We start from the raw sequence: 15,497 nt of genomic DNA, 5'->3' as shown, positions 1-15,497 counted from the left end.
CCTAAAACGGCGTCATATCGGGTGAAACCGCCGTTCGGGTAGCTGTCCCGGGTGGCCCGTGCCAAGGAGTGGATGTTGACGAAACTAGGGATCCTAGTTTTAACCTAGGGCTCCTAGGAAGGGAGTGGGGCGATGGTGCGGGCCGGGCTGACGGCGGAGCGGGTGACGGTCGCGGGGGCCGAGGTGGCGGACGAGGCCGGGTTCGACCGGGTGTCCATGTCGCAGGTGGCGCGGCGGCTGGGGGTGAAGGACGCGAGCCTCTACGCGCACGTGCGGAACCTGGAGGACCTGCGCGGCCGGATCGCGCTCCTGGCGGCGGACGAGAAGACCATCCGCATCGCGGAGGCCGTGGCGGGGCGGTCGGGCAGGGACGCGCTGGTGGCGTTCGCCGACGCCTGGCGGGCGTACGCCCATGAGCACCCGGGCCGTTACGCGGCGACGCAGGCCGCGATCGAGATCGACCCGCGGCTGGCGGCGGACGCGCCCGGACCGCGCCGCGCGGTGGAGCTGACGTACGGGATGCTGCGCGGCTACCGGCTGGCCGAGCCCGATCTGACCGACGCGGTCCGGCTGCTGCGCAGCACCTTCCACGGCTTCGTCACCCTGGAGGCGGCGGGCGGTTTCGCCCACGCCCGCACCCCGCAGCAGTCCTGGGGCCGCGCCCTCGACGCCCTGCACGCCCTCCTGGAGCACTGGCCGGCCGCCCGAGAAGGAGACCCCCGATGACCGAGCCCACCGTCGGAAGCCTGCGCGTGCCCGGCGCGACCGTGCGCTACGAGGTGCGCGGCCGGGGCCCGCTCCTGCTGCTGATCCCCGGTGGCGCGGGCGGCGCGGCCGCGGTCGAGGACGTCGCCGACGCGCTCGCCGACGCGTACACGGTCGCGTCCTACGACCCGCGCGGCATGGCCGGCAGCCCCCTGGACGACCCCGGCGCCGAGCAGCGGGTGTCCGAACACGCCGACGACGCCCTGCGCCTGCTGGACGAGCTGTCGCCGGGCGCGCCCGCCCGGGTGTTCGGCGCCAGCTCGGGGGCGATCACCGCGCTGCACCTGCTCGCCACCCGCCCCGACCGCGTCGAGCGCGTCGTCGCGCACGAGCCGCCGGTGGCGGAGGTCCTGCCGGACGCCGCCGTCCACCGCGCGCTCGTCGCCAGGGTGCGGGAGACGCTGAGGACCCGGGGGCTCATGCCCGCGATGGGCGTGTTCGCCGAGGGGCTGCGCAAGGAGGGGGACACCGCCGGGCCGGAGAACGTGACCGAACTGCCGCCGCACGCGGCCGCGCGGCTGGAGCGGACCCTGGCCGACCTGCCGTACTTCGTCGGGCGCATCGTCCCGAGCTTCATGGCGTACACCCCGGACACCGACCGCCTGGAAGGACTCGCCGGCCGGCTCGTCCTCGCCGGCGGCGAGGAGTCGCGGGGCGAACTGCCCTACCGCACCGCCGCCTTCCTGGCCGACCGCCTCGGCACCGGGCTCCGGCACTTCCCCGGCGGACACACCGGCCTGACCACCCACCCCGCCGAGTTCGGCGCGCACCTGCGCGAGGCCCTCGGCGCCTGACCGGTCCTCACAGGGCCGTGGCCAGCCAGCGGGCGAGGGTGTGGGGTGAGGTCGCGCGGAGTTCGCGGTGGAGCGGTCGGAGGAGCTCCGGGCGGTCGAGGAGGCCGCGGGCCGACGGGCTGGCCGTGGCGACGGCGAGGACCAGGCCCGTCCACGCCTCCGGGGACTCGGGGTCCTCGGCCAGCAGCCGGGCGTGGGCCGCGGCGGCCTCGGGGTCGCCGGCCAGCAGGGCGTGGTCCGCGGCCGGGGCGGGCGGCCCGGCCGCCGGGGACGCCGCCAGGAGGTGGCGGATCAGCCGGACACGCGTGTGGGACCAGCGCGTGGTCAGGTCCGGGGCGAGCGCGGGCGGCGGGAGTTCGGGGGGCGGGGCGGCGGCGAGGAAGGACTCGGCCAGGGCGCGGACGTCGGCGGGCGCCGGGGCCAGATGGCGGATCCGCCACTCGGTGCGGTGGTCGGCGGCGGCGAGCGCCGCCCACGCGTCGACCTTCGGCCGGACCCGTCCGTCCGTCTCCCAGGCGTCGAGCCGGGCGCGCATGCCGGCCACGAAGCGTCGCCCGTGCGCGGTGAGCGCGGGGTCGGCGGCGAGCGTTCCGACGGCCTCCCGGGTCTGCCGGCGGGCGAGCGCGAACTCGAACTCGGCCGGGGCCCGTTCGGCCGCGGGCGCACGGTGCAGGTGCCGGGACCAGAAGTCGGTGATACCGAGGAAGGCGTACGCCCCCTGGAGCAGACCGCCCAGCGGACGCGGGTCGTCCCGCCAGGGGGCGTGGTGCCGCTCCTCGCCGCCGTCCCGCTCCAGTGTCAGCAGGTGCAGCAGCGCGCCCAGTTTGGTGTGCTGGAACTCGTGGACCAGGGTGACCGCGAAGGTCACCGGGTCCGGCGGCAGCGACATCAGCAGCCCGCCGAAGGCGTCGCCGGACGAGGCGCTGAGCACCACCCCGGTCGGCGACGGGTCCACCGGCGTCAGGCTCCGTAACCCCACCGCGAGCGCCTCCGCCGCCTCCGGGTCGCACGCCTCCAGGACCTCGAAGGCCCCCTCGAACCCGTCCTGCCAGCCGGCCACCTCCTCCGGGGCGAGCCGGGCCGGCGGCAGCGGGTCCCCCAGGTCGCGGTACGGATCGACGTCGTCCAGGCGGCAGTCCACCGGCCGCCCCGCCGCGCGGGCGTGCAGCCCGCGCAGCGTCAGCCAGCCCGGGGCGTCGCCCTCCGGCGCGGCGGGCGGGCCCACGGCCTCCCGGTGCGGCTCGACCGTCAGCCGGCCCGCCGCCACCGCCACCTCCGCCGTCCCCAGGGCCGGGCGCCCCGGCAGCACCGCGAGCCCGAGACCCGGGAACATCACGGCGCCGTCCCGCAGCGGCACGGTGGTGGACAGCGGCAGCCCGGCGCGCAGCGCGGCGACGGCGCAGAGCGCGTACACCTGCCCGAGATCGGTCCAGAGCGGCCCGTCGCCCCAGGCGGTGTGCCGCAGCCGGCGCAGCCCGTGGCCGAGCCAGCTGCCCACCTGCGGATGGAGCAGCAGCTCCCGGAACTCCTCCGGGGCCCGCTCCTGGGCCGCCGTCAGCGCCGCCCACGCGCTGTCCACGGACGGCAGCGGCCCCAGCGCGCCGGGCGTCCGCGCCGCCGTGTCGAGCAGCGCCCGGAGCAGCAGGAGCCGCCTGCTGTACTCGGTCGTCCGCAGGAAGCGGACGGTGTCCGGGTCGCCCCGGCCGGCGGCCAGGGCGTCGAAGTCCGCCGAGGGGATGAGATGGTGCGCGGCACGGGCGGGCTGGTGACCTGCGTCGGTCTGCACGGATCTCCTCCCGGCGGACCGTCAGTCGAACCGCTTGGGCGGCTCGGACCCGCCGGCGAAGTTCACCCGCGGCCGCTCGACCTGACGGAGCAGCCGCTCCAGCGAACCCGCGTGCAGCCGCGGATGCTGCGACTGGAGGGCGGACAGCGGGACGTCGCTGAGATCGACCAGCTCCGATCCCAGGTACGCCGGTGCCGCAGGCTCCGCTTCCGGGCGTTCGTGTGCCGTGTGGTGGTACGTCGGGCCGTCGTGGCCCGTCTGCTCGTGTGCCGTGCGCTCCGGCCCCGTGTAGGCGTCGGACGTGTGCATCGACATCCCCCTTGCCCTGCCCTGAACCCCGTTGGCCTTTCATGATGGCGCAGCCCGGGTGGTTCCGGTAGGGCGTGATCAGGCGGGTGCGCCCCCTGGTCGAGGCCCCAGCCAGCACTCCGCCCACTCCGCGAGCAGGAGCTGCTCCCGCGAGCCGGGTTCGAGCAGGGTGAGGGCGTCGACCAGGGCGTGGAGGCCGCCGGGATGGCGCCGGCAGGTCCGCACGATGCTGATGATGTCGGGCCGGGCCGCCCCGTGCCGGGGGATGGAGCCGGCCAGGTCGGCGGGGAGCATCCCGAGGACGAGCTGCCGCTGGTTCTGGTCCGTCACCCCGGGCCAGTCGGCCAACAGGCCGATCAGCGCGGCCAGCGCCGCGTCCGGCACCGGCTCCTCCGCGTCCCGCCGCGGGGCGGGTACGGCCGGCGCCGCGGACGCGGCCGGGGCGGGGGAGGCGTCGAAGCGGTGCTCGTCGCCCGCCCAGGAGCGGTGCCAGAGCGAGGTCGGCCGCTGGCCGCCGCCGGTGAACTCCCGCAGCACGGTGTCCGCGAGCGCCGCCATGTCCGGCGGCCAGGCGCCCTCACCGTCCGATGCGGCCAGTGCCGCCAGCACGGCGCGGGAGAACGCCCCGGTCTGCCGCACCGGATCGTTGGCCGCCCGCTGCCCCCGCCCGGAGGCCAGCAGCACGAACTGCTCCCGGCCCGGCAACCGCTCGCCGCCCGGCGGGATCTCCTGGGGCAGCGGGCGGGCGAGCATCAGGTCCTCGACGAAGGTCTGGCAGGAGTCCACCAGCCAGATCTGCCGCCGGAAGCCGGGCACGAGGTCGGTGGAGAAGGCGGTCAGCCAGGCGTCCAGGTCGAGGTTGCGCCGGTCGTCCGGGCCGGCGTCGGCGTAGAAGAGCCGCCGGTGCCCCTGCGGGTCGGTGACCCCGTGCCCGCCCCAGAACACCCACAGCAGGTCGCCCTCCAGGGCCGGCAGCCGCCGGGTCAGCACGTCCTGTACGGCCTCCCGTCCGGCGGGCAGCTCCGGTACGTCCACCCCCGGCCCGCCCGCCCCCGGCAGCGGCGCCAGGAGCAGCGAGACGTGCGACGCGGGCACCCCGCGGCCGCGCAGCCAGGCCGTGAAGCGGCGGGCGTCGGCGGCGGGCCCCGGCAGGTCCCAGGACGGGCCGGCCGCGTACCGCTCCGCGCCGACGACGACCGCGTACGTCCGCTCCGGCCGGGCCGCGGTCACGGCAGCTCCGCCGCGAGCAGCCGGTACAGCTCCGGATTGCCCCAGTAGGCGCTGTGCGCGAGCGGGAACGGCTGCCGGCCGTCCACGGCGACGTCCTCGACCCGCCCCGGGAAGACCCCGGCGCCGACGTATCCGAGCAGGTCCCGGCGGTCGTACACATTGATCCAGCGCGGTACGTGGGCGGGCAGCGGCCGGCCGTGCTCCAGGCTCGGCAGCGCCCCCAGCTCGTACAGGAACGGCGCCTGCGAGCCGACCGTCACCAGCAGTTCGACCTCCGGCAGCGCCCGCTCGACCAGCAGGTCCAGGCAGGCGATGCCGCCCAGGCTGTGCGCGAGGAGCACCACCGGAGGCTCGGCGGCGCGCACCGCCTCCGCCACGAGCTCGCGGATCGCGCCGCCCCGGGCCAGATAGAGCAGGACGTCCCCGGCCGCCGGGTGGGCGGCGTCGGTGAGGGCGGACCGCCGCTTCACCGCCTGCGCGGAGGCCAGGCCGAGCGCCAGCCGCCCGGCGAGCCGCTTCACCCCCCGGGTCACCGGCCCCCGGTGGGTGCCGGCCCCGTCGGTGAGGGCGGCGGTGAGCAGGGCGGTGATCCGCTCGACGGCCGCGTCGCGGGCGGTGCCGTCGAAGGCCGCGGCCGATCCGCTCCGCTCCGCCCGGCGGCGTACCGCCTCGGCGGCGAACGCCCGGGCCAGGACGTCCGGGCCGTCGGCGGCGGCGGGGGAGCGCAGGAAGCCCCGGCCGTCCGGGGCGGTGACGACGGCGGCCACCGCGGCGGCGAACTCCCCGCCGATCCCGGCGGAGTCGAGCAGCCCCCGAAGCAGCTCGTCGGACCCGAGCGCCAGGGCCGCCGAGGACAGCGCCTCGCCCGGCGGCACGGCGCCCGGCGCCAGCTCCGCACGGCCCCCGGACTCCGCGGCGAGCAGCCGCAGTTCGAGCAGCGGATCGAGGTAGAGCAGCCCCCACAGCTCGACGTCCTCGTCCTCGCCGCCGCCGTCCCCGCCCCGGGCGCCCGGCTCCGCCACGTCCCGCCCGGTCCCGTACCCCGGCACCGACAGACCCCCGGAGCGCAGCGCGGAGCCCGCCCGTCCGCCCCAGTAACAGGGAGCGACGGTGACGTCGGGCCGTGACGGCCGCAGTCCGGCCCGCACCCGCTCCAGTCCCTCGGAGTACCCGGGCTCGCGCACCCCCGTGCCGTGTACGAGAAGCACCGTCGTCACTGCTGACCCCCGTCCGCGGTGGCATAGGCCAAATGGAGTTCACAATAAGGCACTTGACGCTCCGACGGCTACACTGCGTAGGGGGCCTGGCGCAGGGTCGCGCATGCCCGGGAAGGGGTATGCCGGTGAGCACGGACTCCGTCGTCTCGCACGTCGTCGCGGCACTCACCGTGGTGATCGCCGCCTCCCACGCCGCCGGCGCGCTGGCCCGACGGCTCGGCCAACCCCCCGTCATCGGACAGCTGTTCGCGGGCATCGCCCTCGGCCCGAGCCTGCTCGGCCTGCTGCCCGGCGGGGTGTACGAGAAGCTGTTCCCCGACCAGATCCAGCCCGTCCTCACCTCGCTGGCCCAAGTCGCCCTGGTCTTCTTCCTCTTCGCCGTCGGCTACGAGCTCGACCTCGGGCTGCTCCGCCACCAGAAGGCCGTCACCGCCGTCTCGGTGACCGGATTCGTCCTGCCCATGCTGCTCGGCGCGGGCATCGTCCTGGCCCTCCCGGACGCCTTCGCCGAGGTCAACGACGGCCGCCCGGTCGACACCACCTTCGTCCTCTACATGGCGGTCGCGCTCTCCATCACGGCCGTGCCCGTGCTCGCCAGCATCATCAAGGACCAGGGGATCGCCCGGACCGGCCCGGGCACGATCGCCATGGCCGCGGCCGGCGTCATCGACGCCCTGAGCTGGCCGGTGCTCGCCGTCGTCCTGGTCGGCGGCGCGCACGGCTCGGCGCGCGCCTGGGTGGTCGAGACGGCCCTGCTCGCCGGCTACGTCCTGGTCATGCTCTTCGCCGTTCGGCCCCTGCTCGCCCGGTGGTTCCGGCGGTCGGGCGGCCCGGCGGCCCGCGTCCCGCTGGCCGTCACCTTCGCCCTCGCCTCCGCCTGGGTCACCCACGAGCTCGGCCTGCACGTCATCTTCGGCGCGCTGCTCGCCGGGATCGTGATGCCCCGGCTGCCCGACGGCTCCCCGGACGCCCGGATCCTCGGCCCGCTCCAGGACATCGGCGGGCTGCTGCTGCCGATGTTCTTCGCGATCTCCGGGACGGCCGTCGTGCTCGGCGGGCTGCGCGCCTCCGACCTGCTGATCCTCGCGGTGATATGTGCCGCGGCGGTGGCGGGCAAGGTGGGGGCGGGGACGGTCTCGGCCCGCGGCGCCCGCGGCGCCCGCGGCGCCCGCGGCGCCCGCCGGTCCTGGCGGGACGCGCTGCTGATCGGCGTGCTGCTCAACACCCGCGGCCTGACCGAACTGGTCGTGCTCAACGTCGGCCTCCAGGCCGGTGTGATCGGCCCCCGGCTCTACGCGCTGCTCGTCGTGATGGCGCTGCTGACCACGGCCGCCACCGGGCCGCTGATCCGGCTGCTGCACCGCCCGGACGAGACGCCGCCCCGGCCGCCGGTCGAGCGGAAGGTGCCGGACGTCCGGTCCGGGGCGGGCTCCGCGCCACCGGTCGCCGCCGACGCGGAGGCCGCCCCGAGCCCCTGACGGCCGCCCGGCCGCACGACGGAGCCGGCCGGGTCCGCACGGACCCGGCCGGCTCTCGCGTGCCCGCCCGGCCTAGAAGGGGACGGGCGCGATGTCGACGTCGGCCCGCCGGCCGGCGGCGGAGGACGTGGTCGCCGGGTGGTCCTCGCCGAGCCGGCGGCGGAACCCGGCCAGGGTGTCGGTGTGCAGGGCGGTGGCCTCGGTGGCCCGGTCCAGCGCCCGCAGATCGAGGACCACGTTGGTCGCGCAGGCCAGCGTGGTCGGGTGGTCCTCGCCGAGGTCGCGGGCGAGCGCCTCCATGGTCCGCCGGTCCAGCTCCAGGGCCTCCTCGTGCCGCCCGTCGGCGGCGTACTGGCTGGCGGCCCCGATCGCCGCCGTCAGGGTGAGGACGTGGTCGTCGCCCAGCGACTCCCGCAGCCCCGGCCACGCCACCTCGATGTGGCTCCGGGCGGCGTCCAGGTCGCCCAGGTGGCGCAGGGTGATCGCCAGGTTGACCCGGGCGGAGAGGGTGTACGGGTGGTCGGCGCCGAGCTGCGCCGCGTACCGCGCCAGCGTCGCCTCGCCCAGCTCCCGGGAGCGGCGCAGCTGCCCGTCCTGGCGCAGGTCCACCACGAGGTTGGCGGCGCAGGCCACCGCGTCCGGGTGGTCGGCGCCGTACCGGCCCTCGAAGGTCGACCAGGCCCTCTCGCAGAGCGCCAGCGCCCCCTCGTGGTCGCCCGCGCGGCGCCGGGAGACGGAGAGGACGCGGGCGCAGCCGAGGGTGCGGTGGTTGTCCTCGCCGAAGGTGGTGAGGTAGCGGGCGTAGACGTCCTCCAGGTGGGCGGCGGCCTCCAGGTAGTCGCCGGTCTCGCGGATGTCGATGGCCAGGCCGACGAGGGTGTTCAGGGTCTCGACGTGGTCGTCGCCGAGGGCGAGCGCGCGCAGCCGGGCGGTCTCCGTGTCGTACTCCCGCGCCTCCCGGTACAGGCCCATGAGCCGCAGGCCGACGCCGAGGCTGTGGGCGGCGCGGAGGGTGGCCGGGTCGTCCTCGCCGAAGGCCCGCAGCGCGCGGTCGTACACCTGCCGGTTGATCTCCAGGCCCTTGGCCATCTCGGCCCGCAGCCGCAGTCCGCTGCAGTGCTGGATGAGGGCGTCCAGGGTGCCCTCGTCGTCCTCGCCCGCGGTCCGCAGGTAGACGTCGGCGGTGTGCTCCATCATCGCCGCGGCCTCCTCGTACTGGCCGAGCACCCGGAGGATGAAGGCCAGCCACTTCGCCATCTCCAGCGTGAGCTGGTCCTCGGCGCCGAACTTCTCCGTCCAGATCTCCAGCGCCTCGCGGGCCATCCGCGCGGAGCCCGCGTGGTCGCCCCAGGCGTACAGGAACTCGGCCATCTCGCGGACGAGGCGGCGCGCCCACGGGGACTCGCACTCGACGGTCCGGGAGACCACCACGTGCGGCAGCAGCTCCTGGTAGCGCGGCCAGAGCGCGCGGGTGCTGGGGCTGCCGGGGTTGGCGTCGGCGAGCAGCAGATGGGCGCCGTGCCGCATGTCGGCCTGCTGCTGCGGGGACATGCGGTTGACCAGCACGGCCTGGACCAGGCGGTGGAGCTGGATGGTGTCGTGCCGGTGCTCGATCCGGGCCAGGGCGTAGATGTTGATCTCGCGGATGGCCCGGCCGAGCTTGATCGGATGCCGCAGGGCCTCGTCGAGCTCGGGGGCGATGGAGGTGGTCCGCGCGTTGTTGAAGAGCGAGCGGGAGATCGGCTCGGGGGCGAAGAAGGAGCAGACCTGGAGGAGTTGGAGCGCGGCCGGGTTGCGCTGCTCCAGCTGGCGCAGCGAGACGTCCCAGGCGGCGGCCACCGACATGGGGTAGTCGGGGGAGGGGACGAGTTCGAGCATCAGCTCGGCGATCTTCTCGTTGATCAGCCGCAGGTAGTCGGGGACGGTCATGCCGGTGACGGCCTGCCAGGCCGCCGCCTGCTCGATGGCGAGCGGCAGGTCGCCGAGCGCCTCGGCGAGCTGGTCGGCGTCGGCGTCGCTGAGGTCGCGGGCGCGGCGGCGGAGCAGCGCCTTGCTCTCCTCGCGGGTGAAGACGTCCACGGAGAGGGTGCGGGCGACCCGGTCCCACTCCTGGTTCCGGGAGGTGATGAGGATCTTGCCGGTGCCGCCGGTGGGGAAGTAGGGGCGGACGGCCTCCACGTTCTCCGCGTTGTCGAAGACCAGCAGCCAGCGGTCGAACGGCTCGCCGCGGCGCAGCGCCTCGCGGACGGCGGGGACGGCCCGGTTGGCCTCGTCGCTCACGTTCAGGCCCATCCGCTGGGCGAGTTCGGTGAGGGCGGTGAGGATCATCGTCGGCTGCTCGGAGGGGATCCACCAGACGATGTCGTAGTCGGCGGCGTACCGGTAGACGTACTCGATGGCGATCTGCGACTTCCCGACGCCGCCCATGCCGTGCAGGGTGTGCGGGAGCACGGCCGAGGTGTCGCCGGTCAGCAGCTGGTCCCGGATCTGCGCGAGCAGGTCCTCCCGGCCCACGAAGTTGGGGTTGTTCGGGGGGACGTTGCCCCAGATGGCGGGTACGGAGGGACGCGGCCGGGCCGGGACCGGGATCGACCCGGTGGCGGAGGCGGGGATCGGGGTGCCGGAGGCCGGGGTCGGCGCGCCGGAGGGGTGCGGGACCGGGGTCCGCTGGACGCCCCCTTCCTCACGCGCGGGCTGACGGGTCGTGGTGTCCTCGGTCATGGAAGAGCCGTCCGTGTCGGGATGTACGGGGGTATCGCGGATATCGTGGACCACTCGGGCGGTGCCGGGCATGAGCGACTCTCCCGGCGAACCGCCCGACAGGGCGGTGCTGATCCGGTGCGCGCGGCGCAGATAGGGCCCGGACAGGGCGCGGAGGATCGCCAGTTCGACGCGGACGAACGGCAGGCTCTCCTCCGTCAGCGGCGGGTCGGGTACCTCCTCCGGGGCGAGGAGGGCGCGGTGCAGTCGGCGGGCCGCCTCGGAGCGGTCGCCGAAGAAGTCCGAGACCGAGTGCGCGACGCGTGCGGTGTCCGCCCGCATGGCGCCGGCCAGCAGGGCCTCGCGGGCTCCGTCGACGAACTCCATGGGGGCGCCGGCCGCGCCAGCCGACGGCGCGTCGTGCGGGGGCTGTTCGACCAGTCCGCTGAGGAACAGCTCGGCCACGTGCACCGGTTGGGCCTCCGGGACGAGCCGGTGCCGGACGTCCCTGACCAGCCGGGGGTCGAGGACGGCGGCGGCCAGATGGGTGGCGAGGCGGAAGGCGGTGGGGGTGGCGTGGCTGCGGAAGCGGCGGATGCGTTCCTGCACGGTCGGCGCCGGGGGGTCGTCGGGCGGTCCGGGGTCCTCCGGCGGCTCCGGGGCGGGGGCGCCGAGCAGCAGGGCGGAGGCGTCCGTCCAGCCGCCGTCCTCGCCGGCCACCAGGGCGGCCCAGCGGCCCAGCCAGTCGGCGTCCAGTTCCAGGACGGGGACGGGCGCGGTCCAGGTGGCGGGCGGCGGGTCGAACGGGTCGTACTCGTCCGGCGGGAAGGAGACGGCCAGTTCGGTGTTGGGGGCGCCGGAGCGGGGGCCGGCGAGCCGCACCCGGCGGGGGGTGAGGGCGGTGCGGTGCCAGTCCCGCTGGGAGAGGAGGTGGACCACGGCGGTCGGTCCGGCCGCCGCCCACAGCTCCAGTGCCGCGGGACCGGCGCCGGCCCGCCAGAGGGGTCCGAGGGCGTCGGTGAGGACGAGGACGATGCGGCGGCCGGTCCGGTCGAGGAGTTCGGCGGGGGTGGCGGCGGGGCCCTGTCCGGCGACCGGCCCGTGGAGCACGGCCTCGTCGCCGCGGGGGGTCGCCCGGACTCCCATCCGGCGGACCCGGACGTCCCGGAAGGCGCCCAGCTGTTCGAGCACGGCGGTGAACTCGGCGATCGTCTGTTCCCAGATCGCCATGGTGGCGTGGTCGTCGACGACGAGGACCAGGTCGAAGCGGCGTTCGTCCGCCGCCCGGGTGTAGGGGAGCCAGAGGCCGTCCTCCGCGGCGTGCTCGGCGGTGGCCTCCTCGTCCAGTTCGACGTCGAACGGTGAGGGCACGACCTGCTTCAGGGGCCGCAGCCGGCGGGCGATCCCGGGGGCGTCGCGCAGGTCCGGCAGCGGTTCGGCCCGCACGGGCGTCCGGTGGAGCTCCCGGGCCAGCGCGAACTCCCGGGCGAGCAGGCCCGGTGGCCCGGCCGGGTGGCCCGCGCCGGGGGCGCCGTCGTCGGTGCTGTCGGGGGTGCCGTCGGGGTTCTCGGTTCCGCCGCTCCGGGGAGCGCCCGCCGGGGGATCACCGGGGGAGGCGGGGGAGTGGGGAGGGCCGGTGGGAGCGGTGGGGACGTCGAGGGGCAGGGTGGGCAGGTCCCGGCCGAGCACGGGGAGCCCGGGGAGGCTCACCGGCCGGGGGCGGGGTGGTTCGGAGGACGGGAGGCGGGCCGCGAGCGTCTGGTACGCGTGCAGCCAGAGCGCCTCCGCGACCTCGAACGGCTCGGGGAGCGAGCGGGCGTCGGCGTCGTCGTCCATCAGGGTGCCCCCGACAGCCGCCGCCAGAGCGCGTCGAGCAGCTCGCCCCAGGTCTCGTCGTCGTCCCTGACGCCGGCCGACCGCAGGTAGACGGCGTTCAGCAGCTGGTCGGCGGCGAGTCCGCCGTTCTCCCGGCTGCGCTCCATGAAGGTCTGGATCATGGCGTCGTGGCGGCCGCCCTGGTCCCGGAAGTGGGCGGCGATCATGGCGGCGAGCTGGTCCTCGCGCGGCGGGGAGACGTCGAGCCGGACGCAGCGGCGCAGGAAGGCGGCGGGGAACTGCCGCTCGCCGTTGCTGGTGATGACGACGAACGGGAAGGCCCGGCAGCGCACGAGCCCGTCGGTGACGGGGGCGGTGCCGTCGGGGTCGTCGGTGAACACCCGGGCCGTGCTCTCCTGGTGGCGGGCGCGGACCAGCTCGGGGATGTCGTAGGAGCCGTTCTCCAGGACGTGCAGGAGGTCGTTGGGCAGGTCGATGTCGCTCTTGTCGAGCTCGTCGATGAGCAGGACGCGGGGGAGTTCGTACGGCAGCAGGGCGGTGCCCAGCGGGCCGAGCCGGACGAAGTCGCCGATGCGGGGGCCGGGGTCGGCGTCGGGGGTCCCCGCCGCCGGACCGGACGGCTGGGCGGGCACCGGCACGGCGGCGGTGCGGGCGCGGGCGCCGAGGGACGCCTGGGCGCGGCCGATGGCGTCGTACTCGTACAGGCCGGAGCGCAGGGTGCTGCGGGAGGTGATGCCCCAGTGCAGGACGCGGCCGAGGCCCAGCTCGCGGGCGACGAGGTAGGCGAGGGTGGACTTGCCGATGCCGGGGCGACCGGTGACGAGCAGCGGCCGGCGGAGCAGCAGGGCCGTGTTGATCAGGTCGATGTCGTGCGCGTCCTGCCGGGGGGTGGCGCGGCCGACGGCGCCGAGGCGGCGGTCGGTCTCGGCGCTCTCGGCCGGGACGGGGGGCAGCACGGGGCCGCCGTCGAAGTTCCGCCAGCCGGGCGGTGGCGGCAGGACGTCGCCGAGGCGGATGTCGGTCAGCGGCTGGCCGGTGCCCCGGTAGATCCACCAGCTGCGGCTGGTGACGTGCCCTCCGTTCCGGCTGTTGTCGACCGGATGACGGACACCGCTCATGTCTCCCCCTCGTCGTCGTGTCCGCCGCGCGCGCTCCCGGCGGCCGGCCCCGGCGATCCGGACCAGTCGACGAGCCGGTTCGGGTCGTCGAAGAGGACGGCGAGGTGCCGCCCCACATGGACGTCCCGCTGGCCCGCGGCGGCGGTGGCGGCCTCGCTCCGCAACTTCTTGACGCGCTGCGGGAGTTCGATCGCCTTTCCCTTCAGAAGGCGCTTGGCGCGCCTGCGGAACTCGGGGGGCGGCTCGGGCCGTCGGTCCCAGACCGCCAGCGGCACTCCGGCGCGCAGTGCGGTCTCCAGGGAGGAGGGCCGGCCGGCCGGGCCCCGCAGCGGGGGCGCGCCGAGCGCGACGGAGACGAGCCGCTCGTCGGCGATGAGCGCGCTGCTCCACCGGACGGCGTCGTGGCCGCGGCGCCCGGCCGTGTCCCAGTGGCAGACGGTGTCGGGGCTGTCGAGCATCTGCTGCCAGCGGTTGTGCCACTTGCGGTGGTGCTCCCTGGCCCGCATCCGCTCCAGGCTGCGCAGGACCACCGGGTAGGTGAGGCAGAGGGCGGTGGTGAGGTCCGATCCGGACGTCAGCCACTCCATCGGGTGGTTGAGCAGGTGGAAGGGGAGGACGAACTCCAGGACGGGGCGGCCGGGGCGGCCGGCCCACTCCTTCTCCGCCCGGTCGACCAGCTCGCCCACGGCGGCGGGGACCTCGGCGAGGGTCACGAGCCGGTCCTCGCCGCGCTCGGGCCGCCAGGGGCCGGGCCGGATCTGGCGCCAGTGGGAGAGCAGATACCGGTCCGGGTCCATTCCGCTTCTGCACAACTGGACAACGAGACAGGCGGGTGCGGGTTGTGCGGCGGCCTCGCGGGCGAGTTCGGCGCGGACGGCGGCCAGTTGCGGGGCGAGGTGGAGGGCGGCTGCCTGGGCGTCGTTCCAGGCGCGCAGCTCGTCCGCGGCGCTCCGGTGGGCTTCGGAGCCGTCGAGCGCGGTGATCACGTGCTCGACCAGGACGTGGACCGGGAGGAGGCCGTCGGGCCGGGCGTTGACCCGGGCGAGGAGGTCGAACGCCTCGCCGAGTCCGGCCACGGGGGTCTGGGGGAGCGGGAGTTCGCCGGCGGCGGCGTGCAGCAGGCCGTGCGCGTCGAGGTGGCGGAGCGAGGCCAGCCGGGCGCGGGCCGCGCGTAACTCGGCCTCGGGCAGGACCGGGAGGACGTCCGGCCCGGCGGAGGGGACGGAGTCGGCGAGCTCCCGGATCCGGAGGACGGGGGTGGCGCCGGGGGCGTAGAGGGTGAGGGCGTCGGCCAGTTCACGCAGGCCGTGCGGTTCGCGCAGGCAGCTGCGGACGATCTCCAGGATGTCCAGCCGGGTGCGCCCGTGCCGCGGGACGTCGCCCACCTCGGGCAGCCGTTCCGCGAGCATGCTGATCAGGAGGTCCCGGCTGCCCGGGACGTCGAGCCCCGGTACCGCGCACAGCTGATCGACCAGCTCACGCCGGAACTCGGGTGCGTGAGCGCCGTGGCCCTCGTCGAACAAAAGCCCCCCCGTCACGGCTCCTGTGGTCCCCACTCCCGATCGCGCATGGGTGGTACGGGCGCCGCCGCCCTGCGGTCCAGGGTATGGCGCGGGCCGGAGCCGTCGCCACCCCGTGGGCCGATCCTTCCCCCGGAAACGGGCGGGACGTCCGGGGGAGGCCGACGGGCGGGCGGTCCGGCGGACCGGCGTACTACTCGACGACGAGGTCCACGGTGATGTTGCCGCGGGTGGCCTTGGAGTAGGGGCAGAAGGCGTGGGTCTTCTCCAGCAGGGCCAGGCCGGCCTCGCCCTGGAGGTGGTCGGGGAACTCGGCGCGCATGACGACGGCGAGGCCGAAGCCGCCGTCGGCGGCGTCCTTGCCGATGGAGACCTCGGCCGTGACGGACGCCTCGGAGATGTCGATCTTCTCCTGGCGGGCGACGACGCCCATGGCGCTGGCGAAGCAGGCCGCGTAACCGGCGGCGAAGAGCTGCTCGGGGTTGGTGCCCTCGCCGTTGCCGCCGAGGGCCTGGGGGTGGGCGAGGGGGAGGTCGATCCGGCCGTCGGAGCTGACGGCGCGGCCCTCGCGCCCGTTGGCGGTGGCGACGGCGGTGTAGAGGGCGTCCATGGGGTCTCCAGTCTCGGAAGGGGGCCTCGGAAGAGTTCCTCGGCTCCTCGGCAGTGGTCCTCGGAAGGCGGGGGCGGTGGTGTGCCGCCCCTCTATTGATAGCGCACGATTCAGTTGTGCACAACTGAATCGGG

General features: G+C 75.8%; 11 protein-coding genes. 3 read left to right on the top strand and 8 right to left on the bottom strand.

The features are described from left to right. Positions 1-132: 132 nt before the first annotated feature. Positions 133-726, top strand: a complete 594-nt coding sequence (locus tag IF73_RS0107845) for a TetR/AcrR family transcriptional regulator (RefSeq protein WP_031004919.1) — start codon at positions 133-135, stop codon at positions 724-726. Beyond that, entirely contained in the window at positions 723-1,559 is an 837-nt protein-coding gene (locus IF73_RS0107840) for an alpha/beta fold hydrolase (RefSeq protein WP_031004918.1), read from the top strand. The genes IF73_RS0107845 and IF73_RS0107840 overlap by 4 nt, the downstream gene beginning before the upstream one ends. A gap of 7 nt (positions 1,560-1,566) precedes the next feature. On the opposite strand, the gene IF73_RS0107835 is transcribed toward IF73_RS0107840, so the two are convergent. From IF73_RS0107835 to IF73_RS0107820, 4 genes are all read right to left on the bottom strand, one after another. After that, the gene (locus tag IF73_RS0107835; protein ID WP_051716614.1) at positions 1,567-3,345 is read right to left on the bottom strand and encodes an HEXXH motif domain-containing protein; all 1,779 of its coding nucleotides are present in this window, start codon (positions 3,343-3,345) and stop codon (positions 1,567-1,569) included. Positions 3,346-3,366: 21 nt separating this feature from the next. Then, positions 3,367-3,654: a hypothetical protein gene (locus tag IF73_RS0107830; RefSeq protein ID WP_158821954.1), complete on the bottom strand. Its 288-nt coding sequence runs from the start codon at positions 3,652-3,654 to the stop codon at positions 3,367-3,369. A 78-nt stretch (positions 3,655-3,732) separates the two neighbouring features. Then, entirely contained in the window at positions 3,733-4,884 is a 1,152-nt protein-coding gene (locus tag IF73_RS0107825; RefSeq protein WP_037878547.1) for an effector-associated domain 2-containing protein, read from the bottom strand. Then, positions 4,881-6,101 (bottom strand): hypothetical protein, encoded by a 1,221-nt coding sequence (locus tag IF73_RS0107820; protein ID WP_031004912.1) that lies wholly within the window; start codon positions 6,099-6,101, stop codon positions 4,881-4,883. The genes IF73_RS0107825 and IF73_RS0107820 overlap by 4 nt, the downstream gene beginning before the upstream one ends. 125 nt (positions 6,102-6,226) lie before the next feature. Here IF73_RS0107820 and IF73_RS0107815 point away from each other — a divergent pair, with 125 nt between their 5' ends. Continuing rightward, a complete protein-coding gene (locus IF73_RS0107815; protein ID WP_037878602.1) occupies positions 6,227-7,579 on the top strand; it encodes a cation:proton antiporter in 1,353 nt (450 codons plus the stop codon). 72 nt (positions 7,580-7,651) lie between these two features. On the opposite strand, the gene fxsT is transcribed toward IF73_RS0107815, so the two are convergent. The 4 genes from fxsT to IF73_RS0107795 all read right to left on the bottom strand — a co-directional run bounded on the left by fxsT (position 7,652) and on the right by IF73_RS0107795 (position 15,363). After that, positions 7,652-12,115 (bottom strand): FxSxx-COOH system tetratricopeptide repeat protein, encoded by a 4,464-nt coding sequence (fxsT, locus tag IF73_RS42555; RefSeq protein ID WP_051716612.1) that lies wholly within the window; start codon positions 12,113-12,115, stop codon positions 7,652-7,654. After that, positions 12,115-13,233, bottom strand: coding sequence for an AAA family ATPase (locus IF73_RS0107805; RefSeq protein ID WP_031004906.1), 1,119 nt, complete (start codon positions 13,231-13,233; stop codon positions 12,115-12,117). Before IF73_RS0107805 ends, fxsT begins: the two co-directional genes overlap by 1 nt. After that, entirely contained in the window at positions 13,230-14,771 is a 1,542-nt protein-coding gene (locus tag IF73_RS38575; RefSeq protein ID WP_158821952.1) for an effector-associated domain 2-containing protein, read from the bottom strand. The genes IF73_RS0107805 and IF73_RS38575 overlap by 4 nt, the downstream gene beginning before the upstream one ends. Positions 14,772-14,946: 175 nt before the next feature. Next, positions 14,947-15,363 carry an organic hydroperoxide resistance protein gene (locus tag IF73_RS0107795; protein WP_031004902.1) on the bottom strand — a complete coding sequence of 139 codons (417 nt, stop codon included), beginning with the start codon at positions 15,361-15,363 and terminating at the stop codon, positions 14,947-14,949. Positions 15,364-15,497: the final 134 nt, after the last annotated feature.

It is taken from the genome of Streptomyces sp. NRRL F-5727, from assembly GCF_000719555.1.
In the GTDB taxonomy this organism is placed as follows: Bacteria; Actinomycetota; Actinomycetes; order Streptomycetales; family Streptomycetaceae; genus Streptomyces.
The sequence above is the reverse complement of the archived record's forward strand: the minus strand, read 5'-3'. Positions and strand labels throughout refer to the sequence as shown.

Excerpts from the sequence above, each read along its gene's own strand:
- IF73_RS0107845 (WP_031004919.1), top strand. The coding sequence starts at position 133 with ATGGTGCGGGCCGGGCTGACGGCGGAGCGGGTGACGGTCGCGGGGGCC.
- IF73_RS0107840 (WP_031004918.1), top strand. The coding sequence starts at position 723 with ATGACCGAGCCCACCGTCGGAAGCCTGCGCGTGCCCGGCGCGACCGTG.
- IF73_RS0107830 (WP_158821954.1), bottom strand. The coding sequence starts at position 3,654 with ATGCACACGTCCGACGCCTACACGGGGCCGGAGCGCACGGCACACGAG.
- fxsT (WP_051716612.1), bottom strand. The coding sequence starts at position 12,115 with ATGGACGACGACGCCGACGCCCGCTCGCTCCCCGAGCCGTTCGAGGTC.
- IF73_RS0107805 (WP_031004906.1), bottom strand. The coding sequence starts at position 13,233 with ATGAGCGGTGTCCGTCATCCGGTCGACAACAGCCGGAACGGAGGGCAC.
- IF73_RS0107795 (WP_031004902.1), bottom strand. The coding sequence starts at position 15,363 with ATGGACGCCCTCTACACCGCCGTCGCCACCGCCAACGGGCGCGAGGGC.